We start from the raw sequence: 24,561 nt of genomic DNA on the forward strand, positions 1-24,561 counted from the left end.
CTCAAATTAAGATCAGGCAAGTGCCACAAGATCGGAAAATTCGTCGCTCCATGCGTCTTCAGTTCCGTCCGGTAGCAAGATCACCCTATCCGGTGACAGGGCGTCAACGGCACCCTCGTCATGTGTGACTAGGACGATTGCTCCTGAATAGGACCTCAGAGCATTGAGAACCTGCTCGCGGCTGACCGGGTCGAGGTTGTTCGTGGGCTCGTCGAGAAGGAGGACATTGGCGCTCGACAGCACGAGGATCGCCAGCGCCAGCCGGGTCTTCTCGCCGCCGGACAGCACCCCGGCGGGCTTGTCGACGTCGTCGCCCGTGAAGAGGAACGAGCCGAGCACCTTGCGCAGCTCGGTGTCGGTGAACTGGCCCCCGGCCGACTGCATGTTCTCCAGCAGGGTGCGGCCGGCGTCGAGGGTCTCGTGCTCCTGGGCGTAGTAGCCGACCTTGAGGCCGTGGCCGGGCCGGATCTCGCCCGTGTCGGGAGTCTCGATGTTGCCGAGAATCCGCAGCAGCGTGGTCTTTCCGGCGCCGTTCAGGCCGAGGATGACGACCCTGTGACCTCGGTCGATGGCCACGCTGACGTCGGTGAAGACCTCCAGCGAGCCGTACGACTTGGACAGCCCCTCGGCCGTGAGCGGGGTGCGCCCGCACGGCTGCGGCTCGGGGAAGCGCAACCGCGCCACTTTGTCGCTTTGGCGCTCTTCCTCGGTGCCTGACAGCAACCGGTGCGCACGCCGCATCATGTCCTGCGCGGCCTTGGCCTTGGTGGCCTTGGCGCGCATCTTGTCGGCCTGCGCGAGCAGCGCACCTGCCTGTTTCTCGGCGTTGGCGCGCTCGCGCTTCCTGCGCTTCTCGTCGGTCTCGCGCTGGGCGAGGTAGGCCTTCCAGCCGACGTTGTAGTGATCGATCACCGAGCGGTTGGCGTCCAGGTGCAGGACCTTGTTGACCGTCGCTTCAAGAAGACCGACGTCGTGGCTGATGATCACCAAGCCGCCTTGATGCGAACGCAAAAAATCACGAAGCCACCCGATTGAGTCGGCATCTAGGTGGTTTGTCGGCTCGTCGAGAAGGAGAGTTTCCGCCCCGCTGAAAAGAATTCGCGCCAATTCCACGCGCCTGCGCTGACCGCCGGAAAGCGTTTGCAACGGCTGTGACAGCACGCGATCGGGCAGCCCGAGGCTGGAGGCGATGGACGCGGCCTCCGACTCGGCCGCGTATCCGCCCAGCACGTGCATCTGGTCCTCGAGCCTGCCGTACTTCCTGACGGCCTTCTCGCGGGTGCGGTCGTCGGCGGAGGACATGCCGAGCTCGGCCTCGCGCAGCTTGCGCATGACCTCGTCGAGACCGCGCGCCGACAGGATGCGGTCGCGGGCGAGCACCTCCAGGTCGCCGGTGCGCGGGTCCTGGGGGAGGTAGCCGACGCTGCCGCTGGTGGTGACGGCGCCGCTGGCGGGCAGGCCCTCGCCCGCCAGCACCTTGGTGAGGGTCGTCTTGCCCGCGCCGTTGCGCCCGACGAGCCCGATCTTGTCGCCCGGGTTGACCCGGAACGACGCTTTTTCGATAAGCAGCCGCGCGCCCGCGCGCAGCTCTATGTCACTGGCGATGATCATGTTGGCGGAACACTCCCGAGCTAGGAAACGGAGGATTGAGGCGTGCGACGCCAGATCAATCGGGAGTATGCATACGGATCAGTGTAGGCTGTTCGGACCCACGCGTCGGCAGCTCGGCTCCCCGCCGTGGGCAGGGCGCCTGATCGCGAAGGCTTCGTCCCGCGCTCATCTCGCGTACGCCCGGCCGTCCCCGTCATGCCAGATCTTGTCGCGTGTGAACAAGAAGAGATGGCTCGCGGTCCTTGCGGCGGCAGCGGTGACCCTGACGGCCACGCCCGAGGCGGCGCTCGCCGACGGGCGGCGCGCGTTCGACCTCCAGGCGCACCGGGGCGGGCTCGGGCTCGTGGTGGAGAGCACCCTGCCCGGGTTCGCGAACGCGCTGGAGCTCGGCGTCGGCACGCTGGAGCTCGACGTGCAGATCACCGAGGACGGCCAGGCCGTCGTCACGCATGACAGGCGGATCAGCAACAGGAAGTGCCGCGACACGGCGCCCGCCGTGCCCGGGGACCCCGAGTTCCCGTACGTCGGCAAGTACATCAACACGCTCACCCTCCAGCAGGTCAGGACCATGGACTGCGGGTCGCTGACGCTGGCGGAGTTCCCGGGGCAGCGGGCGGTGCCCGGGGCGCCGATGACGATGCTGCGCGAGGTGTTCGACCTCGTACGCCGGTACCGGGCGTGGGGCGTGAAGCTCAACGTCGAGACCAAGGTGGAGGCCGGGGCGCCGAGCGAGACGGCGCCCAGGGAGCAGTTCGTCCAGGTGACGCTGGACGAGATCCGGCGCGCCGGGATGCTGCGGCAGGTCACGATCCAGAGCTTCGACTGGGGCGCCCTGATGCGGATGCGGGAGCTGGAGCCGCGGCTGCCGCTCGTCGCGCTCACCAACCGCGACTTCCTGCAGACCGGACAGCCGGGCGCCTCGCCCTGGCTGGGCGGCATCGACATCGACGACTTCGGCGGCGACCCGCTCAAGGCGGTCAAGTCGTTCGGGGCGGACGCGTTCTCGCCGGTGCACGGGTTCCCGCAGAACGGCAAGGTGACCGACCCCGGCTACCAGGCGTACGTCACCAAGGACATGGTCGACCAGGCGCACGCCCTCGGCCTCAAGGTGATCCCGTGGACGATCGACGACGGGCCGACGCTGAACAAGCTCATCGACGACGGCGTGGACGGCATCATCACCGACTACCCCGACCGGCTGCGGCAGATCATGGCCGAGCGCGGGTTCAAGCTGCCCAAGCGCTACCGGCTCCACCGGCGGTAGCGGGGCCCGCCCGGGCCCCGGCGGAGCGCTGCCGGGGCCCGGGTGGAATCTCAGGCCGACAGCGGGTTGACGTGCCGGTGGTGGACCCCGATGACGGGGATCTCGTGCAGGCTGCCGGAGTACAGGAACTGCGTCATGCCGATGAGCAGCCGCCGCACGTCGTCCTGCGGCCGCACGACCAGGCGGATGAACTGGCTGGTCGTGCCCAGCTTGTTGCCGCACTCGCGCACGTACACGCCGTGCTCGGAGAGCAGGTGGTCGCGCAGTCCCACACCGTCGTAGCCGGGCGGCAGCTTGATCAGCAGGAAGTTGCCCTGCGACGCGAACACCGACAGCCCCGGCATGGTGCTGAGCTGCTGGAACATGGCCCGCCTGTCCGCGCCCACCAGCCTGAGGCTGTTGTGGTACTCGCCCATGAACTGCCGCATCATGAACACGATGACCTCGGCGAACGAGTTGAGGTTCCACTTGGGCAGCGCGTCGCGCACCCGCCCGGCCAGCGCCGGGTTGGCGACCATGTAGCCGAACCGGATGCCGTGCAGGCCGAAGTTCTTGCCCAGGCTGCGCAGCACGATCACGTTCGGCCGGACCGCCGCCTCCGCCGCCAGCCCCGCGTCCGGCTCGCAGTCCACGAAGTCGCCGAACGACTCGTCCACGATCACCAGGTCGAGGTCGATGAGCTCGTCCAGCAGCTGCAGGACCTCGTGCTTGGGCAGGTAGCCGCCGTCGGGGTTGTTCGGGTTGCAGATCACCGCGACCCGGGAGCCGCGCATGCGGATGAACGAGACGTAGTCCTGCACGTCGAGGGTGAAGTTGCGGCTCTCCAGCAGCGGGTACATGTCCACCCGCTTGCCCGTCTCCAGCGGCTGGTCGGTCCAGCGCCCGAAGGTCGGGATGGGCACCGCGAGGCTCTCGCGCACCAGCAGGTGATCGATCCAGGTGATCAACTCGGTCGACCCGTTGCCCATGGCGACCGTCTTCGGGTGGAGGCCGAGCGTGGCGCAGAGCTCCGCGGTGATCGTGCCCGCGTCGCTCGGATAGAACTTGAGAATCGTCTCCAGGTTTCTCCCGAGATGCTCGAAGATCTCCGGGGTCGGGAAATATGGGTTGCACGGGATGCAGAAGTCAACCGGCGCGCGCTCTCCTGACGAGGCACGCATCAACGAAAAATACGACGGGCTGTGAGCCTGTGCCCGCAAGAGGCTGAGCTCCACGACACCTCCATGGACATGTCCGATGTGTGTAGGTACGCGTGGGTGGAGCGACCGGTTCATGACGGTGCGCGAGCCGGCTCCCGGCAGGTCAGGACTCGGACCGGCGTAGCGTGAGGATCGCGATGTCGTCGCGCGGCGCGGTCCTGGTGAACGCGCGGAGGTCCTCGCCGAGCGCCTGGGCGAGCCGGTCGGGAGGGTCGGGGGCCCAGCCCTCCAGGCGCTCCTCCAGCGGATAGAAGGCGCCGCGGGGGTCGCGGGCCTCGGTGACGCCGTCGGTGCACAGCACCAGCGCCGCGCCGGGCGGGAACGCGAACCGCGCGCCGCCGCGCGGCCCGGGAGCGAGCGTGCCCACGCCGAGCGGCACGGACGGCTCCCCGAGGTTGACCTGCCGGGCGTCGCCGCGGTGGATCATGTACGGGGCGATGTGCCCGCAGTTGACCGCCTCGACGTCCAGCCGGCGGCTGATGTCCAGCACCAGGGCGGTGACCAGGCGCTCGGGCTCCCCGGTGGTGGCGGCGAAGGTGTTCTGTCTGGCCACGGCGTTCTCCATCGCCTCGACGACCCCGGCCAGCGTCTCCTCCCGGTAGGCCGCCTCCCTGAACGAGCCCAGCACGGCCAGCGCGGTCCCGATGGCGGGCAGGCCCTTGCCCTGCACGTCGGCGATGAGCACCCGGGTGCCGTGGTGGGAGACGGCGACCTCGTACATGTCGCCGCCCACCAGCGTGTCCTCCTCCACCGGCTGGTAGAGGCCGTCGATGACGACGTCGGCGGTGCGCAGCGGAAGCGGGCGCACGATCAGCTGCTGGAGGGCGGCCGCCGCCGAGCGCAGCCGGTGCACCTCCTCCTCGCGCCGCACCCGGTAGGCGCAGCCGAAGACGCTCAGCGCGCCGAACACGGCCGTGAACCCCGCGGCCAGCAGGTTGTCGTCCAGCTCGCCGCCCAGGTATGTGGTGACCCCCGCCGCCGCCAGGACCACCCACAGCGACGCGACGATCGTCTGCCGCACGGTGCCCAGCCCGGCCACGATCGCCGGGAGGAAGATCAGCAGTGGGAACAGCCGCACAGCCGTGCCCGAGAGGATGTCGAGCGCGGCCACCACGGCGGTGATGACGACGAGCCCGGCGACGAACGCCGGTGTCGAGAGATTCGGCCCTTCGCGTCGCCCGCCATCCGTCACGAGTCCTTCATCCCCCGTCATGGAACGGCGTAACGGCGGTTTTCTCGAACGTACGGAAGAAAACCGTGAAATGAGCGGCCGAATTCGGGCCGTCGCACCCGGATCTGGCCTCTGTGCAGGGCGGATAAGGGGATGAAAGCCAGAAGTAAACGACTCTGCATCTTATGGCGGGATTTGCAGGTGTCGGTGGTCGGGGTGTCATGACTTGCTCATTGATTTCTCATCGACGGTCTCATTGACAAGCAAAGATGATCTTGTAAGCATTTTGAGTTAAGACGTGCCGGGTGTAATTCCGCGCGAGAAGGGGTGGCCGTGTGAGCGAGCAGGACTGGACTTTGCTGCCGGCCGTGACCGTCCGGAGCGCGGGCTTCGCCTGGGAGCTCGTCCGATCCCTGGCCTACCCGCGGGCCGCGGCGGCGGCCGCCGCGGTCGTCCGGCTGGAGCGGCGGGCGCTCGACCTGCTCGCCGAGGCCCCGGCCCACCGAGCCCCGGCCGAGAACCCTGGCGAGGCCCCGGCCCGCCGCGCCTCGGCCGAGGACCCCCGCCCGGCCCGCAGCGCCGTAGGCGGGGACGCCCGTTCCGCACGCGGGACGGGCAGCGGGCGGCTGCCGCGTGGTCTGCGCAGCCGCCTGCGTGACCTGCGCCCGCTCCCGGGCGACACGCCCGCGCCCGCCGGCTGGCTCGCCGCCTGGAACGAGGTGACCGGGTCGCTGGAGGACGCCCGGCTCGCCCTGGCGGGCACGACGGCCGCCGACGCGGCGCTCGCCCGCGCGGCCGTGGCCGGGATCGCGGCCGACGAGCGCTTCCTCGACGCCCTCGTGCGTTCGGCGCCCGGCCTCTACCGCGACCTGCGGCGCGGCGTCGCCAAGGGCGGCCGGCTGCGGCGCCTGGTCGGCTCGGTCCTGCAGGGGCTCTGCGCCACGTGCTGCTTCGGGCCGCTCGGCCACGGCCGCGTCGAGCCCGCGGCGGCCGGCGGCCACACCTGGTCGGGCCACCGGGAGCGGCCGCGGCGGGTCGCGTACCCGGCCGACTGGGTGGGCGAGTCGCTCCAGCAGCGCGTCCTGGCCGACCCCGCGCTCGTGGCGGGGCTGGTGCCGCGCCGCCGGACCTGGACGGGCGCCGTGCCGGCCGCCGTGCCCGACGCGGCGCCGTTCGTCGCGCTGTGCGACGGGAGCCGGACGCTGGCCGAGATCGCCGCCGAGTCGGGGACGGAGCTGGAGCAGGCCGCGGCGGCCCTGGCGGTGGCGGTGCGCCGCGGGCTGCTCACCCACGACCTCTGCCCGCCGGCCACGGTCGCCGACCCGCTGTCCTGGCTACGCGAACGCCTCCCCGCCGAAACCCCCCGCCCGGACGCCCCCCGCCCGGACGCCCACCGTCGGGACGTCCCGCGCTCGGATGTCCCGCGCTCGGACACCCACCGCTCGGATGTCCCGCGCTCGGAGGCTCCCCGCTCGGACGCTCCCCGTCCGGATGTCCCGCGCTCGGACGCCCATCGTCCAGACGCTCCCCGCTCGGAGGCTCCCCGCTCGGAGGCTCCCCGTCCGGAGGCCCACCGTTCGGAGGCCCACCGTTCGGGTGGTGACCTGTCGGTGGGGCGGTGCGTGCGGGAGATCACCGAGCTGCTCGCCCAGTATCCCGCCGCCTCTCCCGACGTGAAGCTGGCCCTGCAGCGGCGGGTCGAGACGCTGGCCGGCAGCGGGCGCGCGCACGACGACCGGCCCGGCGACCGGCCCCGGGACGACCGCGTGGTCGTGCACGAGGCCGCGGCCGGCACGCTCCGGGTGACCGTCGGCGAAGGGCTGGCGGCCGACCTGGAAGGCCGCGTGCCCCAGGTGCTCGACCTGCTCGCCGCCGACGCCGAGCTGACCAGGCAGCGCACCAACCGGCTGCTCGCCGGCCGGCTCGGCGCGGGCACGTTCGGGCTGGCCGAGGTGCTGGGGGCGACCGGCGACCTGGAGATCCGCCACGGCGACCGCCTCGCCGAGCGGATCGCCGCGATCGTGCGCGCCGCCCCGGCCGGCGCCGCCACCGTCGACCTCGCGGGCCTGCTGGACGACCCCGAGCCGCCGGCCGCGCCCGTGCTCTGCTCGGCCGACGTCATGGTGGCCGCGCCGTCGCTGGAGGCGTACGAGCCGGGGCTGACCCCGCTGATCCTCGGCGACCTCCACGATGTCGCGCTGCTGACGCCGTGGGCCCTGCAGTTCCACCCCGACGGCGCCGCGCTCGTCGCCGAGCGGGACGCGGCGATCGTGCGGGCGCTCGGCGGCCACACCGCGCTCAACGTCATCTCGCGCCGCGCCACCGGCCGGCCGCCGCTGGAGTTCCCCGGGCCGGTGCTGGAGCTGGGCGGCGTGACGGCCGACGGCGGGCGGCGCCGGATCGGGCTCGACGAGCTGTACGTGCACAGCGACGGGCACCGGGCCGTCCTGCGGGCCAAGGGGGTGGACGGGCCGCTGCTGCTGCACAACGGCGAGCACGACGACACGGCGCTGCACACGGCGCTCGCCCTGCCCAGGGTGCGCCGGCCGGACCTGCGGCACCTCTCCCGGGTGCCCCGGCTGACCTGGGACAACGTGGTCATCTCGCGGCGCGCGTGGCGGGTGGGGCGGGCGTCGTTCGAGGCGCTCGGGCAGGCGGTCGGGGATCGCGAGCTGCTGGTCGCGATGGCGCGGCTGCGGGAGACGCACGACCTGCCCCTGACGTTCTTCGCCGCGTCCCCCCGCGAACGCCGGCCGATCCACGTGGACACCCGCTCGCCCGCGCTCGTCGAGGGGCTGGGCCGGCTGGCGGCCACGGCCGAGCGGCTCACGCTGACGGAGACCCTGCCGGGGCCGGAGGAGTGCTGGCTGCGCGACGGCGGGCTCCGGTTCGCCGCCGAGCTCCGCTGCGTCTACCTGCGCCCGGCCGGCGGCGGCCCGGCGTCCCGGCCGAAGCCGGAGACGGCTGACACGTGCTCCCCGGCGTCACGGCCGAAGCCGGAGGTGACCGACACCTGCTCCCCGGCTCCGGCGACGCGTTCGCGGGCGGTCGCCCGCTATCCGGGACCGGCGGACGTGCGCGCGGACTCGTGCTCGCGGGCGGCCGACCCGGTGGCCCCGGGCGCGCGGGCGGCGCACCCGTACCCATGGCAGGGGGAGTGTCGCTGATGGAGCTGCTCATCGTCCCGCCGCTCACCGACTTCACCACCGAGGTCGTGCCGCCCCCCGGAGCCGAGGTGCTCGACCTCAATGAACACGTCGTGGAACGCCTCGCCGACCCGTCCCGGCTGCGGGCCGCCGCCGAACGGCTCGACGGCGGGCCGCTCGCGGCGCTGCTCGAGCGGGCGGCGGCGGCCGTCCTGGAACGGCAGGCGTTCGACGACGCCCGCCTCAGAGCGGTGGGCACCGCGCTGCGGCTGGCGGCCGACCCCGCGGTCCGGCTCAGCATCGACGACCTGGAGCTGGCCGAGGGCAGCATGCAGAGCAGCAGGGACGTGCTCGGCGCGGCCGGGCGGTGCGAGGTGTTCCGGCCCGAGGTCGAGCTGGCCGCGGAGGTCGCCGGCGGGCGGCGGGCGCACGTCGTGCTGGACGGCGCCCGGCAGCTTCCCGCGGCGTTCGCGCTGGTGGGAGCGCTGGGAGCGGGGTGGGTGACGCTGTGCGGGCGGCTCGTGGCCGAGCACGGCACGGCGCTGCGGCGCGTGCCGGAGCTGGCCGGGGTCGAGTTCTCGGCGTGGTCGCCCGAACGGGTGATCCGCCCCTTGTGGCGCGCAGGCAAAGGGAAGGACACTGACGCCGGGCCCGTCGAGGGGGCACGGTCGCGGGACGCCTCGGACACCCGGCCGGGGAAGCAGGTGCGCTGGGTGACCGGGGCGTGCCGTCCGCCCGCGGGCGGGCCGTGGGCCGGATGGCTCGACGCGGAGCGGGTGGCCGCCTTCCCCGGGGACGTCCTGGCCCGCTGCCGCGGCCTGACGATCGCCGTGACGCGGATCGACTTCCTGGCCGCCGTGACCGGCCTGAACGGGTGGACCGTCAACCTGCGGCGGCTGCTGGCCGCGATCCCGCCGGGCGTGGCTGTGGCGTGCGAGCTGGTGCTGGGCGCGCCCGGCGTGGCCGCGGGCGCCGCGGGGGAGTCCGTCGAGCTGCTGGCGGCGGGCGCCGGCGGGGTCCGGCTGGCCGGGCTGCGGCCGTTCCGGATGGCGATCCGCTCGGAGTGGGCCGGGCAGAGCGTGCGCTTCCCGCCGAGGGCCGGGGACGACCTGGTCAGGTGGGTGGAGTTCGACGCGCCCGACACGATGCGGGCCTACGAGGTCACCCGCATGATCAAGGAGTGGCTGGAGCGGCTTCCCGGGCTGCCGCCCGGGCGCCTGGCCGCCTGTTCCGTGGCCGGCGCGGAGCCCGTTCCCGGGTGGGACCCGTGCGTGCAGGTGGTGGCCGGCGGCGCCGGGCCCGACGGGTGCGGGCCCGGGACGTTCGCGGTGAGCCTGCGGTCGGGGCGGTCGTTCCGGCTCAACCCGTACCAGGTCGTGCCCGTCTCCCGGCTGGCCGCCGACGACCCGCACGCCCTCGACTGCCTCCCGGGCCCCGCCCGCGCGCGGCTGACCGACGGGCTGGCGCGGGCCGGGGTGCTGAGGGGGAGCGGGTAAACCGGTTGCCCCGGCCCGCGCGAAGCTGCTGTACTCCCGGGAGCGAGCCCATCGGATCAAGGAGGTCGGCGATGAGGACAACGTTCATGTCCCGCCAGAGCAATGAGACCTCCTATCCAAAGGGCATGACGTTTGTCATCGAGACCATTCGACCAACGGATTCCACCGCATAGCACCTCTGTCCTGCGCCTGCTGCGCCCGGGACCCCGCCGGAGCGCCGCGCTCGTCGCGGCCATAGCAGCCGCCACCGCGCTCCCACTGGCGGCTCCGCAGATCACCCGCCGCTTCGTGGACGACGCGATCGGCGGCGCGAGCATCAGACAGCTGACCCTGATCGCCGTCGGCTACCTGGCGCTGGCCGTCGCCGGCCAGGCCGCCCGGCTCGTCACCGCGTGGCTGGCCGGCCGTCTGGCCTGGGACGGCACCAACCGCCTGCGCGAGCGCCTCGCCCGGCACGCGCTCGGCCTGGACCTGGGCTTCCACGGCCGGCACACGCCCGGCGAGATGATCGAACGCGTGGACGGCGACGTCGTGGCCGTGGCCGACTTCGTCGTCGCGTTCCTCATGGACGTCGTGGCCAGCGTGCTGCTCCTGGCCGGGGTGGTCGTCATCGTGTTCGGCGTCGACTGGCGCATCGGCTGCGCGCTGCTGGTCTACTGCCTGCTCATCGGGTGGGGGATGGCCCGCGCCCAGCGGCTGGCCGTCCCGGCGGCCGCCCGGTCACGCGCGGCGAGCGCGCGGCTGTTCGGCATGCTGGAGGAGCGGCTGGCCGGAGCCGAGGACCTGCGGGCCAACGGCGCCGGCGAGCACACCGTACGCCGCTTCCACCAGGTCAGCGCCGCCCTCTACCGCGCCGAGGTCAGGGACGCGCGCATCGGGACCACGCTGCTGGCGGGCACGTCGGTGGCGTTCGCCGCGGGCACCGCGATCATGCTCGGGCTCGCCGCCTGGGCGCTGCGGTCGGGGACGCTGACGGTCGGCACCGCCGTGCTGATCTTCCAGTACACGCTGATGGTACGGACGCCGTTCGAGCGGCTCATCGACCAGATCAGGCAGTACCAGGCGGCGCTGGCCGGCCTGGCCCGCATCGCGGACCTGCTGGCCGAGCGGCGCACGCTGCCCGAGGGCACCCGGCCCCTGCCCGCGACCGGCCCGCTCGGTCTGCGCCTGGACGGGGTCGGCTTCGCCTACCCCGGCGACGACGAGCAGGTGCTGTCGGGCGTCACCCTGACGCTGGCCCCCGGCGAGACGCTCGGCCTGGTGGGGCGCACCGGCAGCGGCAAGACCACGCTCGCCCGCCTGGCGCTGCGCCTGTACGACCCGACCGAGGGCGCCGTACGGGTCGGCGGGCTGGACCTGCGCGAGGCCGACCAGGCGTCCCTGCGAACGCGGATCGGTGTGGTCACGCAGGACGTGCAGCTCTTCGCGGCGAGCCTGCGCGACAACCTGACGCTCTTCCGGCCGTCCCCCGGGGACGCGCGGCTGCGGGAGGTCCTCCACGGCGTCGGGCTGGGCGACTGGCTGGCCGGACTGCCCGGCGGGCTCGACACCGAGCTGCGCGAGGTATCGGCGGGGGAGGCGCAGCTCATCGCGTTCGCCCGCGCGTTCCTCGCCGACCCCGGGCTCGTCGTGCTCGACGAGGCGTCCAGCAGGCTCGACCCTGCCACCGAACGCCGCATCGAGCGGAGCATCGACCGCCTGCTCGACGGCCGGACCGGTGTGATCATCGCGCACCGCCTGTCCTCGCTGTCGCGCGTGGACAAGATCGCCGTGCTCGACCACGGCAAGATCGTCGAGTACGGCCGCCGCGCCGACCTCGCCGCCGACCCCGGCAGCAGGTTCGGGCGCCTGCTCGACCTGGCGGGGGTGAGCCGGTGAAGCCGGTCATGCTGGTGGCCACCAGGCTGGCCACGTTCGACTTCCGCCGATACCTCGTCGGCGCGCTGCTCTGGCTGCCCGTCCACGTGATCCCGCTGGCGAGCGGGCTCGTCCTGCAGCGGGTCTTCGACGGGCTCGGCGGCGACCTGGGCTGGGTGCTGTGGTTGTGCGCGGCGTTCGTGGGCGTGGAGGTCGCCCGGGGTCTGATGATCGTCATCGCGTGGACGTACGGGGTCTACTGGTGGGCCGCGGCGGCCACCCTGCTGCGCGCCAACACCCTGCGCTCCATCCTGACCGCCCGCGGCCCCGCCTCGGCGCGGCTGCCGCACTCGCCCGGCGAGTCCGTCGCCCGCCTGCGGGACGATGTGGCCGACGCGGTCGACTTCACCGACGAGAGCGTCAGCCTGGCCGGGACGACGCTCTTCGCCGTCGCCGCGCTGGGGATCATGGCCTCCGTCGATCCGGTCATCACGGTGGCGCTGGTGCTGCCGATGGTCGCGATCGGCGTGCTGAGCAGGCTCATGCGGCAGACCATCGGGCGGCTGCACCAGCGGGCCAGGACGCTCGGGGCGGCCGTCACGGCGTACGTGGGCGAGATCTTCGGCGGCGTGCTCGCGATCAAGACCGCGGGAGCCGAGGAGGCGGCGCTGGAGCGGCTGCGCGAGCACAACCGGCGGCGGCGCGCGGCCGCCGTCAAGGACCGCCTGGCCACCGATCTGCTGGACGCCACGACCGGCGCGACCGTCGAGCTCAGCATCGGGCTCGTCCTGCTCCTGGCCGCCCCCGCGATGCGCGGCGGCGAGTTCACGGTGGGCGACCTCGCGCTGTTCACCAGCTACATCGGCTGGCTCACGGCTCTGCCCCGGTCGATCGGTACCGTCCTCTACCGCCTGCCGCAGGCCGCGGTCGCCACCGACCGGCTCACCCGGCTGATGGCGCCGCACGAGAGCGCCGGCGACCTGTCGCGCGGCGCCGACGTCTGGCTGCGCCGCGACCCGCCGGCCGTCGCGGCCGTGCCTCCGCACCCGGGCCCGCTCCGGGTGCTGGAGGTTCGCGGGCTGAGCGCGGGCGGGGTGCGGGGGATCGACCTGCGCGTCGAGCGCGGCTCGTTCACGGTCGTGACGGGCGCGGTCGGCTCGGGCAAGACCACCCTGGTACGCGCCCTGCTCGGCCTCCTGCCGCTGGACGAGGGCACGATCTCGTGGAACGGCGTGCCCGTCGGCGACCCGGGCACGTTCCTCGTCCCCGACCGGGCGGCGTACGCGAGCCAGGTGCCGAGGCTGTTCTCCGAGACCCTGCGCGAGAACCTGCTCCTCGGCCGGCCCGCGACCGACGCCGAGATCGGGCGGGCGCTGGAGCTGGCCGCGTTCGAGCCGGACCTGGCCGCGATGCCCGACGGGCTCGACACGGTGGTGGGGCCGCGCGGGGTGCGGCTGTCCGGCGGGCAGGTGCAGCGGGCCACCGCGGCCCGTGCCCTCGTCCGCGACCCGGACCTGCTGGTCGTGGACGACCTGTCGTCCGCGCTCGACGTCGAGACCGAGCGGCTCCTGTGGGAGCGGATCGCCGGCCACGGCACCCTGCTGGTCGTCTCCCACCGGCAGGCCGCGCTCGAACGCGCCGACCAGATCGTGGTGCTCGACCGCGGCCGGGTCGCGGGGCGCGGGCGGCTCGGCGAGCTGCTGGAGAGCTGCCCGGAGATGCGGCGGCTGTGGAGCGCCGAGCGGATCGCCGAGGCCGAGGAACGCACGGGGGACTGAGCGTGACCCGCCCGTCCCCAGAGCCGGGGGACGGGCGGGCGCGGAGATCGGGCACCATGGAGGGTGTGACAGTGACACGACTGGCCGAGCTGGTCGCGGGCGGAGGCGTGGCGGTGCTCAGCGGAGCGGGCCTGTCGACCGAGTCCGGCATCCCCGACTACCGGGGGCCGACCGGCCGGGCCCGGCGCGCGGAGCCGATGACGTACCAGCGCTTCGTCGGCAGCGCGCAGGCGCGGCAGCGATACTGGGCGCGCAGCCACGTCGGCTGGCGGGAGATCGGCCAGGCCCGGCCCAACGCCGGCCATCAGGCGGTGGCCGAGCTGGAGCGGCGCGGGCTGCTCGCCGGCATCGTCACCCAGAACGTCGACGGCCTGCACCAGGCCGCCGGGGCGCGGCGCGTGATCGAGCTGCACGGCGGGCTCGACCGGGTGGTGTGCCTGTCGTGCCGCGAGCGCACGCCCCGCGGCGAGCTGGAGCGGCGGCTGCGGGCCGCCAACCCCGCCTGGGAGGCCGCCGCCGCCCGGATCAACCCCGACGGCGACGCCGTGCTCACCGACACGCAGGTCACCGGGTTCCAGGTGGTCGACTGCGTGGCGTGCGGCGGGGTGCTCAAGCCCGACGTGGTGTTCTTCGGCGAGAACGTTCCCCGGCCCCGCGTGGACGAGTGCTTCGCCCTGGTGGCGGGCGCGAGCCTGCTGCTGGTGCTGGGGTCGTCGCTGACGGTCAGGTCGGGGCTGCGGTTCGTCACCAAGGCCGCCTCGCTCGGCATCCCCATCGCCATCGTCAACCAGGGGGAGACCGGCGGTGACGCCGACGCCTCGCTCACCCTGGACGCCCCGCTCGGCCCCACGCTGACCGAGCTCACGACCCGGCTGCCGGTCCCGGCACAATAGGGGTCATGCCTCGTACATGCCCGTGCGGCCTGCCCGCCTCCTACCAGGACTGCTGCGGCAGGCTCCACCGGGGCGAGGCGGCGGCCGCCACCGCCGAGCAGCTCATGCGGTCCAGATACAGCGCGTTCGGCGTGGGGGACGCCGCCTACCTGCTGCGCACCTGGCATCCGTCCGCCCGCCCGGCCCGGCTCGACCTGGACAGGAAGACGCGCTGGGTGCGGCTGGAGGTGCTGGAGACGACCGGCGGCAGCGTCGTCCATACCGAGGGTACGGTGCGCTTCCGCGCCCACTACGTCGAACGCGGCAACCCGGGGGAGATGGAGGAGAACAGCAGGTTCGTCCGTTTCGAGGGCCGCTGGGTGTACGCGGGCGCGCTGTAATCCCTCATCGGGGCTTGCGCGCGACGGCGCCGGCCAGCGTGTGACGGGACAGGCCGGGCCAGGCGAGGTCGCCGGAGGCCGGCCGCCATTCCGGCAGCGGCACGAGCCCGGGCTCCAGCAGCTCCAGGCCGTCGAAGCAGGCGAGGATCTCCTCGCGGGTGCGCCACCGGCCGGTGCCCAGGGTCTCGTTGAACAGTTTCTCGGCGCCGTACGCCTGAGTGGACGCCTCGGGGTGCTCCGTGCCCGGGTCGTAGAAGTGGGAGACGGCCAGGTGGCTGCCGGCCGGAAGGCGGGCCATCAGGCGGGCGGCGATCCCGGCCGGGTCCTCGTGGTCGGCCAGGTGATGCAGGATGCCGAACATCAGCAGCCCCACCGGCTCGCCGAAGTCGATGAGGCGCCTGGTCTCCGGGTCGTCGAGGACCGCGTCCGGGTCCCTGACATCGGCCTCGACGACCGTGGTGTCGTCGTTCACGGCCAGCAGCGCGCGGCCGTGAACGAGCACGATCGGGTCGTGGTCGACGTAGACGACCCGGCTGCCGGGGGCGGCCGACTGGGCGATCTGGTGGACGTTGTCCCGCGTGGGCAGCCCGGAGCCGAGGTCCAGGAACTGACGCAGCCCGGCCTGTGCCGCCAGGAACCTGACCACCCGCCCGAGGAACTCCCGGTTCGCCCGCGCCGCCTCCGGCGCGTCCGGGACGATCTCCAGCGCCCGCAGCGCCATCTCGCGGTCGGCCTCGTAGTTGTCCTTGCCGCCGAGCATGAAGTCGTAGACACGGGAGACGTTGGGCCTGGAGGTGTCGATTCCGCGCGGCGCGCGCTCCGGCCGGCGGTCGACCATGGGGCTCCTTCGGGTACGCACCGTGGTGCGGAGGTGGCGTAAAGCGATCATAGTGTCGCGGTAAGCCAGATTTCCGCAATTTAGGTAAATGCCGGTCAGGATTCCGTGTCAGGCCCGGCTCGGCAGCTCCGGGGACGGGTGCGTGCGGGAAGTCAGGCGTGGCCGAGGACGCGCATGGCGGGCAGGGCGCGGTCGGCGTAGTCGAACAGGGCCTGGTTCTCCCAGCCGTTGCCCGACGACGGGTCCGCCGGGTCCCAGCCGTTGCCCTTGACGCCGGTCCAGGTCGCCTCCCAGGTGAACAGGCCGAGGCCCAGCCCGTCCGGGACCTGCCGGACGATGTCGGCGACCTTGGCCAGCATCGCGGCCTGGCCCTGCGGGGTCGCCGGGTAGCCGGGGTACGGCTCCGAGGAGACGATGATGTTCGGCCAGCCGTCGTCGTCCTCCGTCGTGAACGGGTACGCCGTCTCCACCACGACCACCGGCCGCCCGTAACGGGTGGCCACGTCGTTGATGTTGGCCTGGAACGTCTCCAGGGTCCCGTGCCAGTACGGGTAGTACGACAGCCCGATCACGTCGTACCGGATGCCGTGGGCGGCGGCGTTGTCGAACCACCACCGGTACAGCCCGTTGTCGCCTCCGTTCGCCAGGTGCAGCACGACCTTGGTCGCGCGCGAGACCCGCTTGACCGCGTCGTACCCGGCGTTCAGCAGGCGGGCGGTGCTCGGCCAGTCGGCGTTGGAGCCGTCCGGCCAGAGCAGGCCGCCGTTGATCTCGTTGCCCACCTGCACCATGTCCGCCGTGGTGCCCTGGCGGCGCAGGGCGGCGAGCACGTCGTACGTGTGGTCGTACACGGCCTGCGCGAGCTGGTCGAGCGTGAGCGACTCCCAGGCGGCGGGCTTGAACTGCTTGCCCGGGTCCGCCCAGGTGTCGGAGTAGTGGAAGTCCACCAGGAGCTTCATGCCCTGCGCCTTGGCCCGCTTGGCGACCGGGAGGATCCGCGCCTTGGTGTTGTAGCCGTCGGCCGGGTTCACCCAGACCTTGAGCCGGATGTAGTTGAGCCCGGCGTCCGACAGGATGCGCAGCGCGTCGCCCTCGCGGCCGCGGGCGTCGCGGTAGAGGCCGCCGTACGCCTCCGACTTGGCGAGGCTGGAGACGTCCGCGCCCCTGATCCGCAGCACCCCCGCCTGGGCCGGGTGCGCGACGGTCAGGGACGCGAGCACTAACAGGAGCGTGGTCAGGATGCGTTTCATCGAGGTCTCCCTAGGGGGTGGTGGCGATGACCGTGACCGCGCCGGGCGCGACGGTGACCGATCCTTCGTGCCGTACGCCGTCGAACACGCTGGTCCCGGACACCCCCTCGACCGTCACGGGCTCGTCGCCGTGGTTGATCAGGAAGACGTGGTCGCCCCGGCGGACGAGTTCGAGGGTGTCGGGGAGGCCGCGCGGCCGGGACACGTCCGCGTGGTCGAGCACCTGGCCGAGGAGCTCGCGCAAGCCGGTGACGGGTGCGGTGGCGAGGTACCAGGCGGAGCCGGCGCCCAGGTCGTGGCGGGTGACGGCGGGGTGTCCCGCGTCGGGTCCGGTGGCGAAGTCGCGTACGGCGACCGCGCCCGCCGGGTGGATCCGCTCGGACCAGATCCGGGCCGTGCCGCCGCCCGCCAGCGTCACCGTCTCGTGCTCGCGCAGCGGGTGGAACTCCTCGATCGACAGGCCCAGGAGCTCGCGCAGCGCGCCGGGGTGGGCACCCGGGTGGATGGTGTCGTGCTCGTCGACGATGCCGGAGAAGTAGGAGACGAGCAGGTTGCCGCCCGCCTCCACGTACCGGTGGAGGTTCTTGGCGGACGCCTCGGTCAGCAGGTACGAGCTCGGCGCCACCACCACCCGATATCCCGAAATATCGGCGGAGGGGTGGACGAAGTCCACCGTGACGTGCTCCCGCCACAGCGCCTCGTAGAAGGCGTCCATCCGCTCCCTGAACGTCAGGTCCACCGACGGCCGCCAGTCCAGCTCCAGCGCCCAGTACGACTCCCAGTCCCAGACGACCGCCACCTCGGCCGGCACCCGGCTGCCCCGCAGCTCGGCCAGCCCGCGCAGGTCGGCGCCCAGCCGGACCACCTCGCGCCACTGCTCGGAGCCGGTCCCCGCGTGCGGCACCATCCCCGAGTGGAACTTCTCGGCCCCGAACCTCGAGGCCCTGAACTGGAAGAACAGCACGCTGTCCGAGCCGCGGGCCACGTGCGCCAGGCTGTTGCGGCGCATCTCGCCGGGGCGCTTGGCGATGTTGCGCGGCTGCCAGTTGACCGCCCCCGCCGAGTGCTCCATGAGCATCCACGGCGCGCCGCCCGCCACCGAGCGGGCCAGGTCGGCGGACATGGCCAGGTCGATGTGGTTGTCCGGCCGCTCGGCCCGCAGGTAGTGGTCGTTGGCGACCACGTCCAGCTCGCGGGCCCACTGCCACAGGTCGGTGGACTTGCAGTTCACGGTGCCGGCGAAGTTCGTGGTCACGGGGATGCCGGGGGTGAGCTCGTGCAGGATGTCGCGCTGGAGCGTGTAGTGCTCGCGGTGCTGGCCGTCGCTGAAGCGGGCGTAGTCGAGGCGCTGGGCCGGGTTGACCACCGTGTGGTTGAACCGGGGGGCGTCGATCTCCGCCCAGTCGGTGTACGTCTGGCCCCAGAACGTGGCGCCCCAGGCCTCGTTCAATGCGGAAACATCCCGGTAGGTGGCTTTCAGCCAGCCGTGCCAGGCCGCCACGCTGTGCTCGCAGTAGCACTCGCCGAGCGGCGCCCCGTACTCGTTGTGCACGTGCCACATGACCACGGCCGGGTGCCCGCGGTAGTGCTCGGCCAGCGCGCGCACCAGCCGCGCGGTCGCCTCGCGGAAGGCCGGGGCGCTGGAGCAGGCGCTCTGCCTGCCGCCGAACCCGATCCGCGTCCCCTCCCTGGTCACCGGCAGCACGTCTGGATATTTCCGGATGAACCAGGCGGGCGGGGCGGCGGTCGGCGTGGCCAGGTCGACGGCGACCCCCGCCTCGTGCAGCCGGTCGACGATCTCGTCCAGCCAGCCGAACTCGTAGCGCCCCTCCGCGGGCTCCATCAGCGCCCACGAGAACAGGCCCAGGCTGACCAGGTTGACCCCGGCCTCGCGCATCAGGGCCACGTCCTCCTCCAGGATCTCGCGTGGCCACTGCTCCGGGTTGTAGTCGCCGCCAAAGGCGATGCCGGCAGGACGCTCCGGATACATCCATCCCCCTAGAGAAGCTCTTCTGTGAACGTGCACAGTAGCGCCCACCCGGTCTCCCCGGGAACAGCCGCCCTGACTTATCCCGATAATGGCTGATTAACGAGAGCATAACGACCCCTTGACTCGCGTTTCGCGCCTGTTTCACTCTGTGCACGTTCACAGAACTTTCTGGAGGTACGCATGCGCGCCAACCGCCTCGGAGCCGCCCTGGCCGTCGTGCTCACGGCTGCTCTCGCGAGCTGCGGGTCCAGCGAACCCGCCCGAAGCACCGAGGCGGCGCAGAGCCCCACGGCCGCCGCCAAGGGACCGGTCAAGCTGACGTACTGGACCTGGGCCCCCAACATGGACAAGATCGCCGCCGTCTGGAACCAGTCGCACCCGGACATCCAGGTCACGGTCAGCAAGCAGGCGGGCGGTGACGACGCGGCCGCCAAGTTCCTCACCGCGGCCAAGGCCGGCAACCCGCCGGACCTGGTGCAGGCCGAGTACCAGCACCTTCCCTCGTTCGTCGCCGCCGACGCGGTGGCCGACATCAAGGCCGAGACGGCCTCGATCAAGGGCGAGTTCGCCGAGGGCCTGTGGGGCCTGGTCACGCTCGGCACGGAGGGCGTGTACGGGATCCCGCAGGACAGCGGCCCGATGATGCTCTTCTACCGCAAGGACCTGTTCGACAAGTACGGCATAGCGGTCCCCAAGACCTGGCAGGAGTACGCCGACGCCGCGCGCACCGTGCACAGGAAGGACCCGAAGGTGTACCTGGGCACGTTCTCCAGCAAGGATCCGGGAGCGTTCACGGGCCTGGCCCAGCAGGCCGGGGCCCAGTGGTGGTCGATCAGCGGCGAGTCCTGGAAGGTCGGCATCGCCGACGAGCCCACCAAGAAGGTCGCCGACTACTGGGGCGGCCTGGTCAAGGAGGGCGTCATCGACGACATGCCGTTCTTCACCCCCGAGTGGAACAAGGCGCTCAACGACGGCAAGCTGCTCACCTGGCCGTCGGCGGTCTGGGCCCCTGGCGTGCTGGCGAGCAACGCGCCCAAGGCCAAGGGCAAGTGGGCCGCCGCGCCGCTGCCGCAGTGGAACGCGGGCGAGAGCTTCAGCGGCTTCTGGGGCGGCTCGTCCACGGCCGTGTCCGCCAAGACGCCGAACAGGGACGCCGCCGCCCAGTTCGCCACCTGGATGAACACCGACCCCGCCGCCCTGGACCTGCTGGTCAAGGAGGCCGCCATCTACCCGGCCGCCACCAAGGCCCAGTCGTCGCTCGGCCAGGCGCCCGACTACTTCTCCAACCAGCCCGACTTCTGGCAGCAGGCCGCCGCCGTCTCCGCCGTCGCCCGCGGCTTCACCTTCGGCCCGAACGTCGGCGTGACGTACAACGCCTTCAAGGACAACTTCGACAAGGCCGTGCAGAACAAGTCATCGTTCTCCGACGCGGTCCAGGGCATGCAGGACGCGACCGTCGCCGACATGCGCAAGTCCGGATTCCAGATCGCCTCATGAAGAAGTCCGGGAGGGGGGCGTGGCCGTACCTGTTCCTGACCCCCGCGATCGTGCTGTTCACGCTCTTCCTCGCGGTCCCCATCGGGTACACCGTCTGGCTGGCGACGCGCCGTACCAAGGTGTCCGGGCTCGGGCTGGGCAGGGGCGCGCGGAAGGAGATCTTCGTCGGCTTCGACAACTTCTCCGCCGCCCTGTCCGACCCCGAGCTGTGGCACGGCTGGCTGCGCGTGCTCGGCTACGGCGCGCTGGTGCTGGTCGTGATGCTGGGGCTGGCCCTGCTGTTCGCGCTGCTGCTGGACTCGGCGCGGGTGCGGCTGGCCCGGTTCTCGCGGATCGCGATCTTCCTGCCGTACGCGGTGCCGGGCGTGGCCGCCACGCTGCTGTGGGGTTTCCTCTACCTGCCCTCGCTCAGCCCCATCAGGGATGTCCTGGACATCGACTTCCTCGGCGCGAGCACCGTCACGTTCTCCATGGCGAACGTGGCGGTGTGGGGCGGGACCGGCTTCAACATGCTCGTGCTCTACACCACGCTCCGGGCGATCCCGCGCGACCTGTACGAGGCCGCGCGGCTGGACGGCGCGTCCGAGCTCCAGATCGCCCTGCGGGTGAAGATCCCGATCCTCACCCCGGCGATCATCCTGACCACGGTCTTCTCGATCATCGCGACCATCCAGGTGTTCACCGAGCCCACCGCGCTGCGGCCGCTGACCAACACGATCAGCTCCACGTGGAGCCCGCTCATGAAGGTCTACCGCGACGCCTTCGTCACCGGCGACCTGTACTCGGCAGCCGCCACCTCGATCGTCATCGCGGCGATCTCGCTCGTCATGTCGTTCGGGTTCCTGCGCGTGGTCCGCAACCGCGCCTTCGGGGAGGGCTGATGGCCACGACACACCGCGCGACGGTCGCGCGCACGCCGTGGGGGGTGGCCCCGACCGGGCTGCTCCTGCTCGGCGCGGTCTACTGCCTGTTCCCGGTGCTCTGGGTGCTGATCGCGGCGACCAAGTCGCCGGGCGAGCTGTTCACCACCTCGACGCTGGCCTTCGGCACCGGGTTCGCCGACAACGTGACCGAGCTGTTCGCCTACCGGGACGGGGTGTTCTGGCTGTGGGCGGCCAACACGCTGCTGTACGCGGGCGGCGGCGCGCTGCTGTCGACCGCGGTCTCGGCGATCTCGGGGTACGCGCTGGCGAAGTTCCGCTTCCCCGGCCGCGACCTCATCTTCAACCTGCTCATCGGCGGCATCCTCGTGCCGGCCGTGGTGCTGGCGATCCCGCAGTACCTGCTGTTCTCCAAGGTCGGGCTGGCCGACACCTACTGGGCTGTCCTGCTGCCGCAGATTCTGCACCCGTACAGCATCTATCTGGCCCGCATCTACGCCACGGCGGCCATCCCCGACTCGCTGCTGGAGGCGGGGCGGATCGACGGGGCCACCGAGTGGCGGCTGATGTACCGGGTGGCCCTGCCGCTGATGGTGCCGGGTATGGTGACGATCTTCCTGTTCCAGTTCGTGGCCATCTGGAACAACTTCCTGCTGCCGTTCATCATGCTCGGCGACGACGGCAAGTTCCCGCTCACGGTGGGCCTGTTCACGCTGCTGGAGTCGGGGGCGAACCAGCCCTCGCTCTACAACCTGATCCTCACCGGGGCCTTCCTGTCGCTCATCCCCTTGATCGCGCTCTTCCTCACGATGCAGCGATACTGGAAGACCGACCTGTCCTCCGGAGCCGTGAAATGAAGCGCCCTACGATCCATGACGTCGCCGCCGCCGCGGGAGTGTCCCGCGGCACGGTGTCCCGGCTGCTCAACGGCGACAAGTACGTCAGCCCGGCGGCACGCGTGGCCATCGAGCGGGCCATCTCGGAGACCGGCTACGTGGTCAACCGGGCCGCCCGCAGCCTCGTCACCCAGCGCACCGGATCGATCGTGATGGTGCTGTCGGAGCCGCACGAGAAGCTGTTCGAGGACCCCAACTACAGCACGACCATCCGGGTCGCCATCAGGATGCTGGCCGAGCGGGACCTGTCGCTGGTGATGATGCTGGCCGGCGACGAGGGCGACCGCGAGCGGGTGGTCCGCTACGTCCGGGGCGGCCACGCCGACGGGGTGCTGCTGATGTCGACGCACGCCGGCGACCCGTTCATCGACGCGCTGCGTTCGGGTCCGCCCGCGGTCTCCTGCGGCGCCGTCATCGGCAGCGAGGGCGTCATCCCGTACGCCGCCGCCGACGAGCGCCTGGGCGGCCGCCAGATGACCGAATACTTCGTGAACCAGGGCCGCAGGCGCATCGCCATGATCACCGGCCCGATGGACACCCCCGGCGGCATCCAGCGCCTGGAGGGCTTCGCCGACGTGCTGGGCCGCAAGGCGACGAAGAAGCTGATCGCGCACGGGGACTGGACGCAGGCCAGCGGCGAGCGCGCGATGACCGAGCTGCTGGCCCGCACGCCGGACATCGACGCCGTCTTCGTGGCCTCCGACCTGATGGCCGCCGGCGCCCTGGCCGCCCTGCGGGCGGCGGGCCGCCGGGTGCCGGACGACGTGGCGGTGGGCGGCTTCGACGACTCGTCGGTGGCCCTCTCGACGCACCCGCCGCTGACCACGATCCGCCAGCCGCTGGCGGAGGTGGCGCAGGAGACCGTACGCCTGCTGCTCGCGCTCATCGACGGCGCCGAGCACGTGGATCCGGTGGTACTGCCCACGGAGCTGGTGATCCGCGAGTCGGCCTGATCCGGTGAGCCGCCGGGCGCGTGCCGGACGGCCCGGTCAGCCGGCGTTCGCGTTCTCCTTCCTGCGGGCGTACCAGGTGAGCACCCAGAGCACCAGGCCGAGCGCGAGCAGCACGCCCGCGATCTCGTACTGGCCGGAGGGACGTCCGGAGGACCACGGCAGGACCAGGTACACGCACGTGATCGCGCCCACCACGGGCAGGACGCGCCCCGCGCTGAAGTGCTCGGTCGCGGCCCGTTCTCTGCGCAGGACGAGAACGGACACGTTGACCAGCGCGAAGACCGCCAGCAGGAGCAGTGAGGTCGTCCCGCCCAGCAACGACACGACCGGGCTGTCGGGACTCAGCGAGACGAACGTGATCAGCCCGAGGGCGATCACGGTGGTGAACACGATCGCCGCCTGCGGTGTGCGCCGCCCCGGGTGCACCTTGGCCAGGAAGGGCGGCAGCACGCCCTGCTTGCCCATGCCGTAAAGCAGCCGGCTGGCCATCAGCATGTTGATCAACGCGGAGTTCGCCACGGCGAACATCGAGATGAACGGCAGCAGATCGGAGATCGGGAAGCCGGGGGCCGCGGTCTGCACCACCGTCGCGAGCGGGGTCTCGCTCTCGGAGAGTTGTCCGACGGGGACCACGGCGACGGCGCAGATGGACACGAGCACGTAGATCAACCCGGTGATCCCGAGCCCGGTGAACATCATGCGAGGGAAGATCCGGGCCGGATTCTTGGTCTCCTCCGCCATGTTGACCGAGTCCTCGAAGCCGACCATGGCGAAGAAGGCCAGCGACGTGGCCGTGCTGACCGCCAGGAACACGCTCTTGTCGGAGGCGGTCTCGAAGGTGACGACGCGGGAGAAGTCGGCGTTCCCGCCGAGGATGAAGTACAGGCTGACCAGGATGACGATCAGCAGACCCGAGAGCTCGACCGCGGTGAGCAGTACGTTGATCTTGACGCTCTCGGCGACGCCGCGGAGGTTGACGGCCAGGACCAGGAGCATGAACGCCAGCGCGATCAGCAGGATGACGCCGTCGCCGACGTCCAGGCCGAAGCCGGTGGCGAGGTTGGCGGCGAAGGCCCGGGACGCCGCCGAGGCAGAGGTGATGCCGGAGCACATCACCGCGAAGCACACCAGGAAGGTCAGGAGGTGCTTGCCGAAGGCCCTGTGCACGTACAGAGCGGCTCCCGCGGCCTGCGGGTATTTCGTCACCAGCTCCAGGTACGAGCACGCGGTGATCAACGCGACGGCGAAGGCGATGGCGAACGGCAGCCAGGCGGCGCCACCCACCTCGCCGGCGATCTCGCCGGTCAGCGCGTAGATCCCGGTGCCGAGAATGTCGCCGACGATGAACAGCAGCAACAGGCCCGGGCCCATCACCTGCTTCAGACTCGGCTCGTCGGCGCCGCTGGTCTCCTCGGCTGGACTGGGGGGTCTGGTTTGGGACATGCGTTAGTCCTTCTCGCT

The 24,561-nt window shown here is 71.9% G+C and carries 18 protein-coding genes; 11 read left to right on the top strand and 7 right to left on the bottom strand.

Annotation, left to right across the window (positions count from 1 at the left end; genetic code table 11):
• Positions 1–12 precede the first annotated feature (12 nt).
• Positions 13–1,611 carry an ABC-F family ATP-binding cassette domain-containing protein gene (locus ABZX61_RS36435; RefSeq protein ID WP_350735171.1) on the bottom strand — a complete coding sequence of 533 codons (1,599 nt, stop codon included), beginning with the start codon at positions 1,609–1,611 and terminating at the stop codon, positions 13–15.
• Between the two features lie 214 nt (positions 1,612–1,825).
• On the opposite strand from ABZX61_RS36435, the gene ABZX61_RS36440 reads away from it, so the two are divergent.
• Positions 1,826–2,875 (top strand): glycerophosphodiester phosphodiesterase family protein, encoded by a 1,050-nt coding sequence (locus ABZX61_RS36440; RefSeq protein ID WP_355200697.1) that lies wholly within the window; start codon positions 1,826–1,828, stop codon positions 2,873–2,875.
• 50 nt (positions 2,876–2,925) lie between these two features.
• On the opposite strand, the gene ABZX61_RS36445 is transcribed toward ABZX61_RS36440, so the two are convergent.
• Together ABZX61_RS36445 and ABZX61_RS36450 are read right to left on the bottom strand one after the other, a co-directional pair.
• Complete coding sequence (locus tag ABZX61_RS36445; protein ID WP_350735174.1) at positions 2,926–4,035, bottom strand: histidinol-phosphate transaminase; 1,110 nt, start codon at positions 4,033–4,035, stop codon at positions 2,926–2,928.
• Positions 4,036–4,177: 142 nt separating this feature from the next.
• Complete coding sequence (locus ABZX61_RS36450) at positions 4,178–5,266, bottom strand: PP2C family protein-serine/threonine phosphatase (protein ID WP_355200699.1); 1,089 nt, start codon at positions 5,264–5,266, stop codon at positions 4,178–4,180.
• Positions 5,267–5,580: 314 nt separating this feature from the next.
• Here ABZX61_RS36450 and ABZX61_RS36455 point away from each other — a divergent pair, with 314 nt between their 5' ends.
• The 6 genes from ABZX61_RS36455 (at position 5,581) to ABZX61_RS36480 (ending at position 14,795) form a co-directional block, all read left to right on the top strand.
• Positions 5,581–8,412, top strand: coding sequence for a hypothetical protein (locus ABZX61_RS36455; RefSeq protein ID WP_355200701.1), 2,832 nt, complete (start codon positions 5,581–5,583; stop codon positions 8,410–8,412).
• Entirely contained in the window at positions 8,412–9,887 is a 1,476-nt protein-coding gene (locus ABZX61_RS36460; RefSeq protein WP_355200703.1) for a hypothetical protein, read from the top strand. Before ABZX61_RS36455 ends, ABZX61_RS36460 begins: the two co-directional genes overlap by 1 nt.
• A gap of 132 nt (positions 9,888–10,019) precedes the next feature.
• Positions 10,020–11,765 carry an ABC transporter ATP-binding protein gene (locus ABZX61_RS36465; RefSeq protein ID WP_355200705.1) on the top strand — a complete coding sequence of 582 codons (1,746 nt, stop codon included), beginning with the start codon at positions 10,020–10,022 and terminating at the stop codon, positions 11,763–11,765.
• The gene (locus tag ABZX61_RS36470) at positions 11,762–13,522 is read left to right on the top strand and encodes an ABC transporter ATP-binding protein (RefSeq protein WP_355200707.1); all 1,761 of its coding nucleotides are present in this window, start codon (positions 11,762–11,764) and stop codon (positions 13,520–13,522) included. Before ABZX61_RS36465 ends, ABZX61_RS36470 begins: the two co-directional genes overlap by 4 nt.
• A gap of 56 nt (positions 13,523–13,578) precedes the next feature.
• Entirely contained in the window at positions 13,579–14,415 is an 837-nt protein-coding gene (locus ABZX61_RS36475; protein WP_355200708.1) for an NAD-dependent protein deacetylase, read from the top strand.
• 5 nt (positions 14,416–14,420) lie between these two features.
• Entirely contained in the window at positions 14,421–14,795 is a 375-nt protein-coding gene (locus ABZX61_RS36480; protein ID WP_350735188.1) for a YchJ family protein, read from the top strand.
• 4 nt (positions 14,796–14,799) lie between these two features.
• Here the strand turns inward: ABZX61_RS36480 and ABZX61_RS36485 are convergent, their stop codons facing one another.
• The 3 genes from ABZX61_RS36485 to ABZX61_RS36495 all read right to left on the bottom strand — a co-directional run bounded on the left by ABZX61_RS36485 (position 14,800) and on the right by ABZX61_RS36495 (position 18,873).
• On the bottom strand, positions 14,800–15,633 hold the full coding sequence (locus tag ABZX61_RS36485) for an SAM-dependent methyltransferase (protein ID WP_355200710.1): 834 nt from the start codon (positions 15,631–15,633) through the stop codon (positions 14,800–14,802).
• Positions 15,634–15,785: 152 nt separating this feature from the next.
• Entirely contained in the window at positions 15,786–16,883 is a 1,098-nt protein-coding gene (locus tag ABZX61_RS36490; protein WP_355200712.1) for an arabinogalactan endo-1,4-beta-galactosidase, read from the bottom strand.
• 10 nt (positions 16,884–16,893) lie between these two features.
• Positions 16,894–18,873 (bottom strand): beta-galactosidase, encoded by a 1,980-nt coding sequence (locus ABZX61_RS36495; protein WP_355200714.1) that lies wholly within the window; start codon positions 18,871–18,873, stop codon positions 16,894–16,896.
• 180 nt (positions 18,874–19,053) lie between these two features.
• On the opposite strand from ABZX61_RS36495, the gene ABZX61_RS36500 reads away from it, so the two are divergent.
• The 4 genes from ABZX61_RS36500 to ABZX61_RS36515 are packed head-to-tail and all read left to right on the top strand — an operon-like array spanning position 19,054 to position 23,100.
• Positions 19,054–20,370 (top strand): extracellular solute-binding protein, encoded by a 1,317-nt coding sequence (locus ABZX61_RS36500; RefSeq protein WP_350735195.1) that lies wholly within the window; start codon positions 19,054–19,056, stop codon positions 20,368–20,370.
• Positions 20,367–21,251, top strand: a complete 885-nt coding sequence (locus tag ABZX61_RS36505) for a sugar ABC transporter permease (protein ID WP_350735197.1) — start codon at positions 20,367–20,369, stop codon at positions 21,249–21,251. Before ABZX61_RS36500 ends, ABZX61_RS36505 begins: the two co-directional genes overlap by 4 nt.
• Positions 21,251–22,108, top strand: coding sequence for a carbohydrate ABC transporter permease (locus ABZX61_RS36510; RefSeq protein WP_355200717.1), 858 nt, complete (start codon positions 21,251–21,253; stop codon positions 22,106–22,108). The genes ABZX61_RS36505 and ABZX61_RS36510 overlap by 1 nt, the downstream gene beginning before the upstream one ends.
• Positions 22,105–23,100 carry a LacI family DNA-binding transcriptional regulator gene (locus ABZX61_RS36515; RefSeq protein WP_350735203.1) on the top strand — a complete coding sequence of 332 codons (996 nt, stop codon included), beginning with the start codon at positions 22,105–22,107 and terminating at the stop codon, positions 23,098–23,100. The genes ABZX61_RS36510 and ABZX61_RS36515 overlap by 4 nt, the downstream gene beginning before the upstream one ends.
• A 36-nt stretch (positions 23,101–23,136) precedes the next feature.
• Here the strand turns inward: ABZX61_RS36515 and ABZX61_RS36520 are convergent, their stop codons facing one another.
• Positions 23,137–24,543 (bottom strand): APC family permease, encoded by a 1,407-nt coding sequence (locus tag ABZX61_RS36520; RefSeq protein ID WP_355200719.1) that lies wholly within the window; start codon positions 24,541–24,543, stop codon positions 23,137–23,139.
• Positions 24,544–24,561 lie beyond the last annotated feature (18 nt).

It is taken from the genome of Nonomuraea sp. NPDC003709 (assembly GCF_040610775.1).
Classification (GTDB): Bacteria; Actinomycetota; Actinomycetes; order Streptosporangiales; family Streptosporangiaceae; genus Nonomuraea; species Nonomuraea angiospora_A.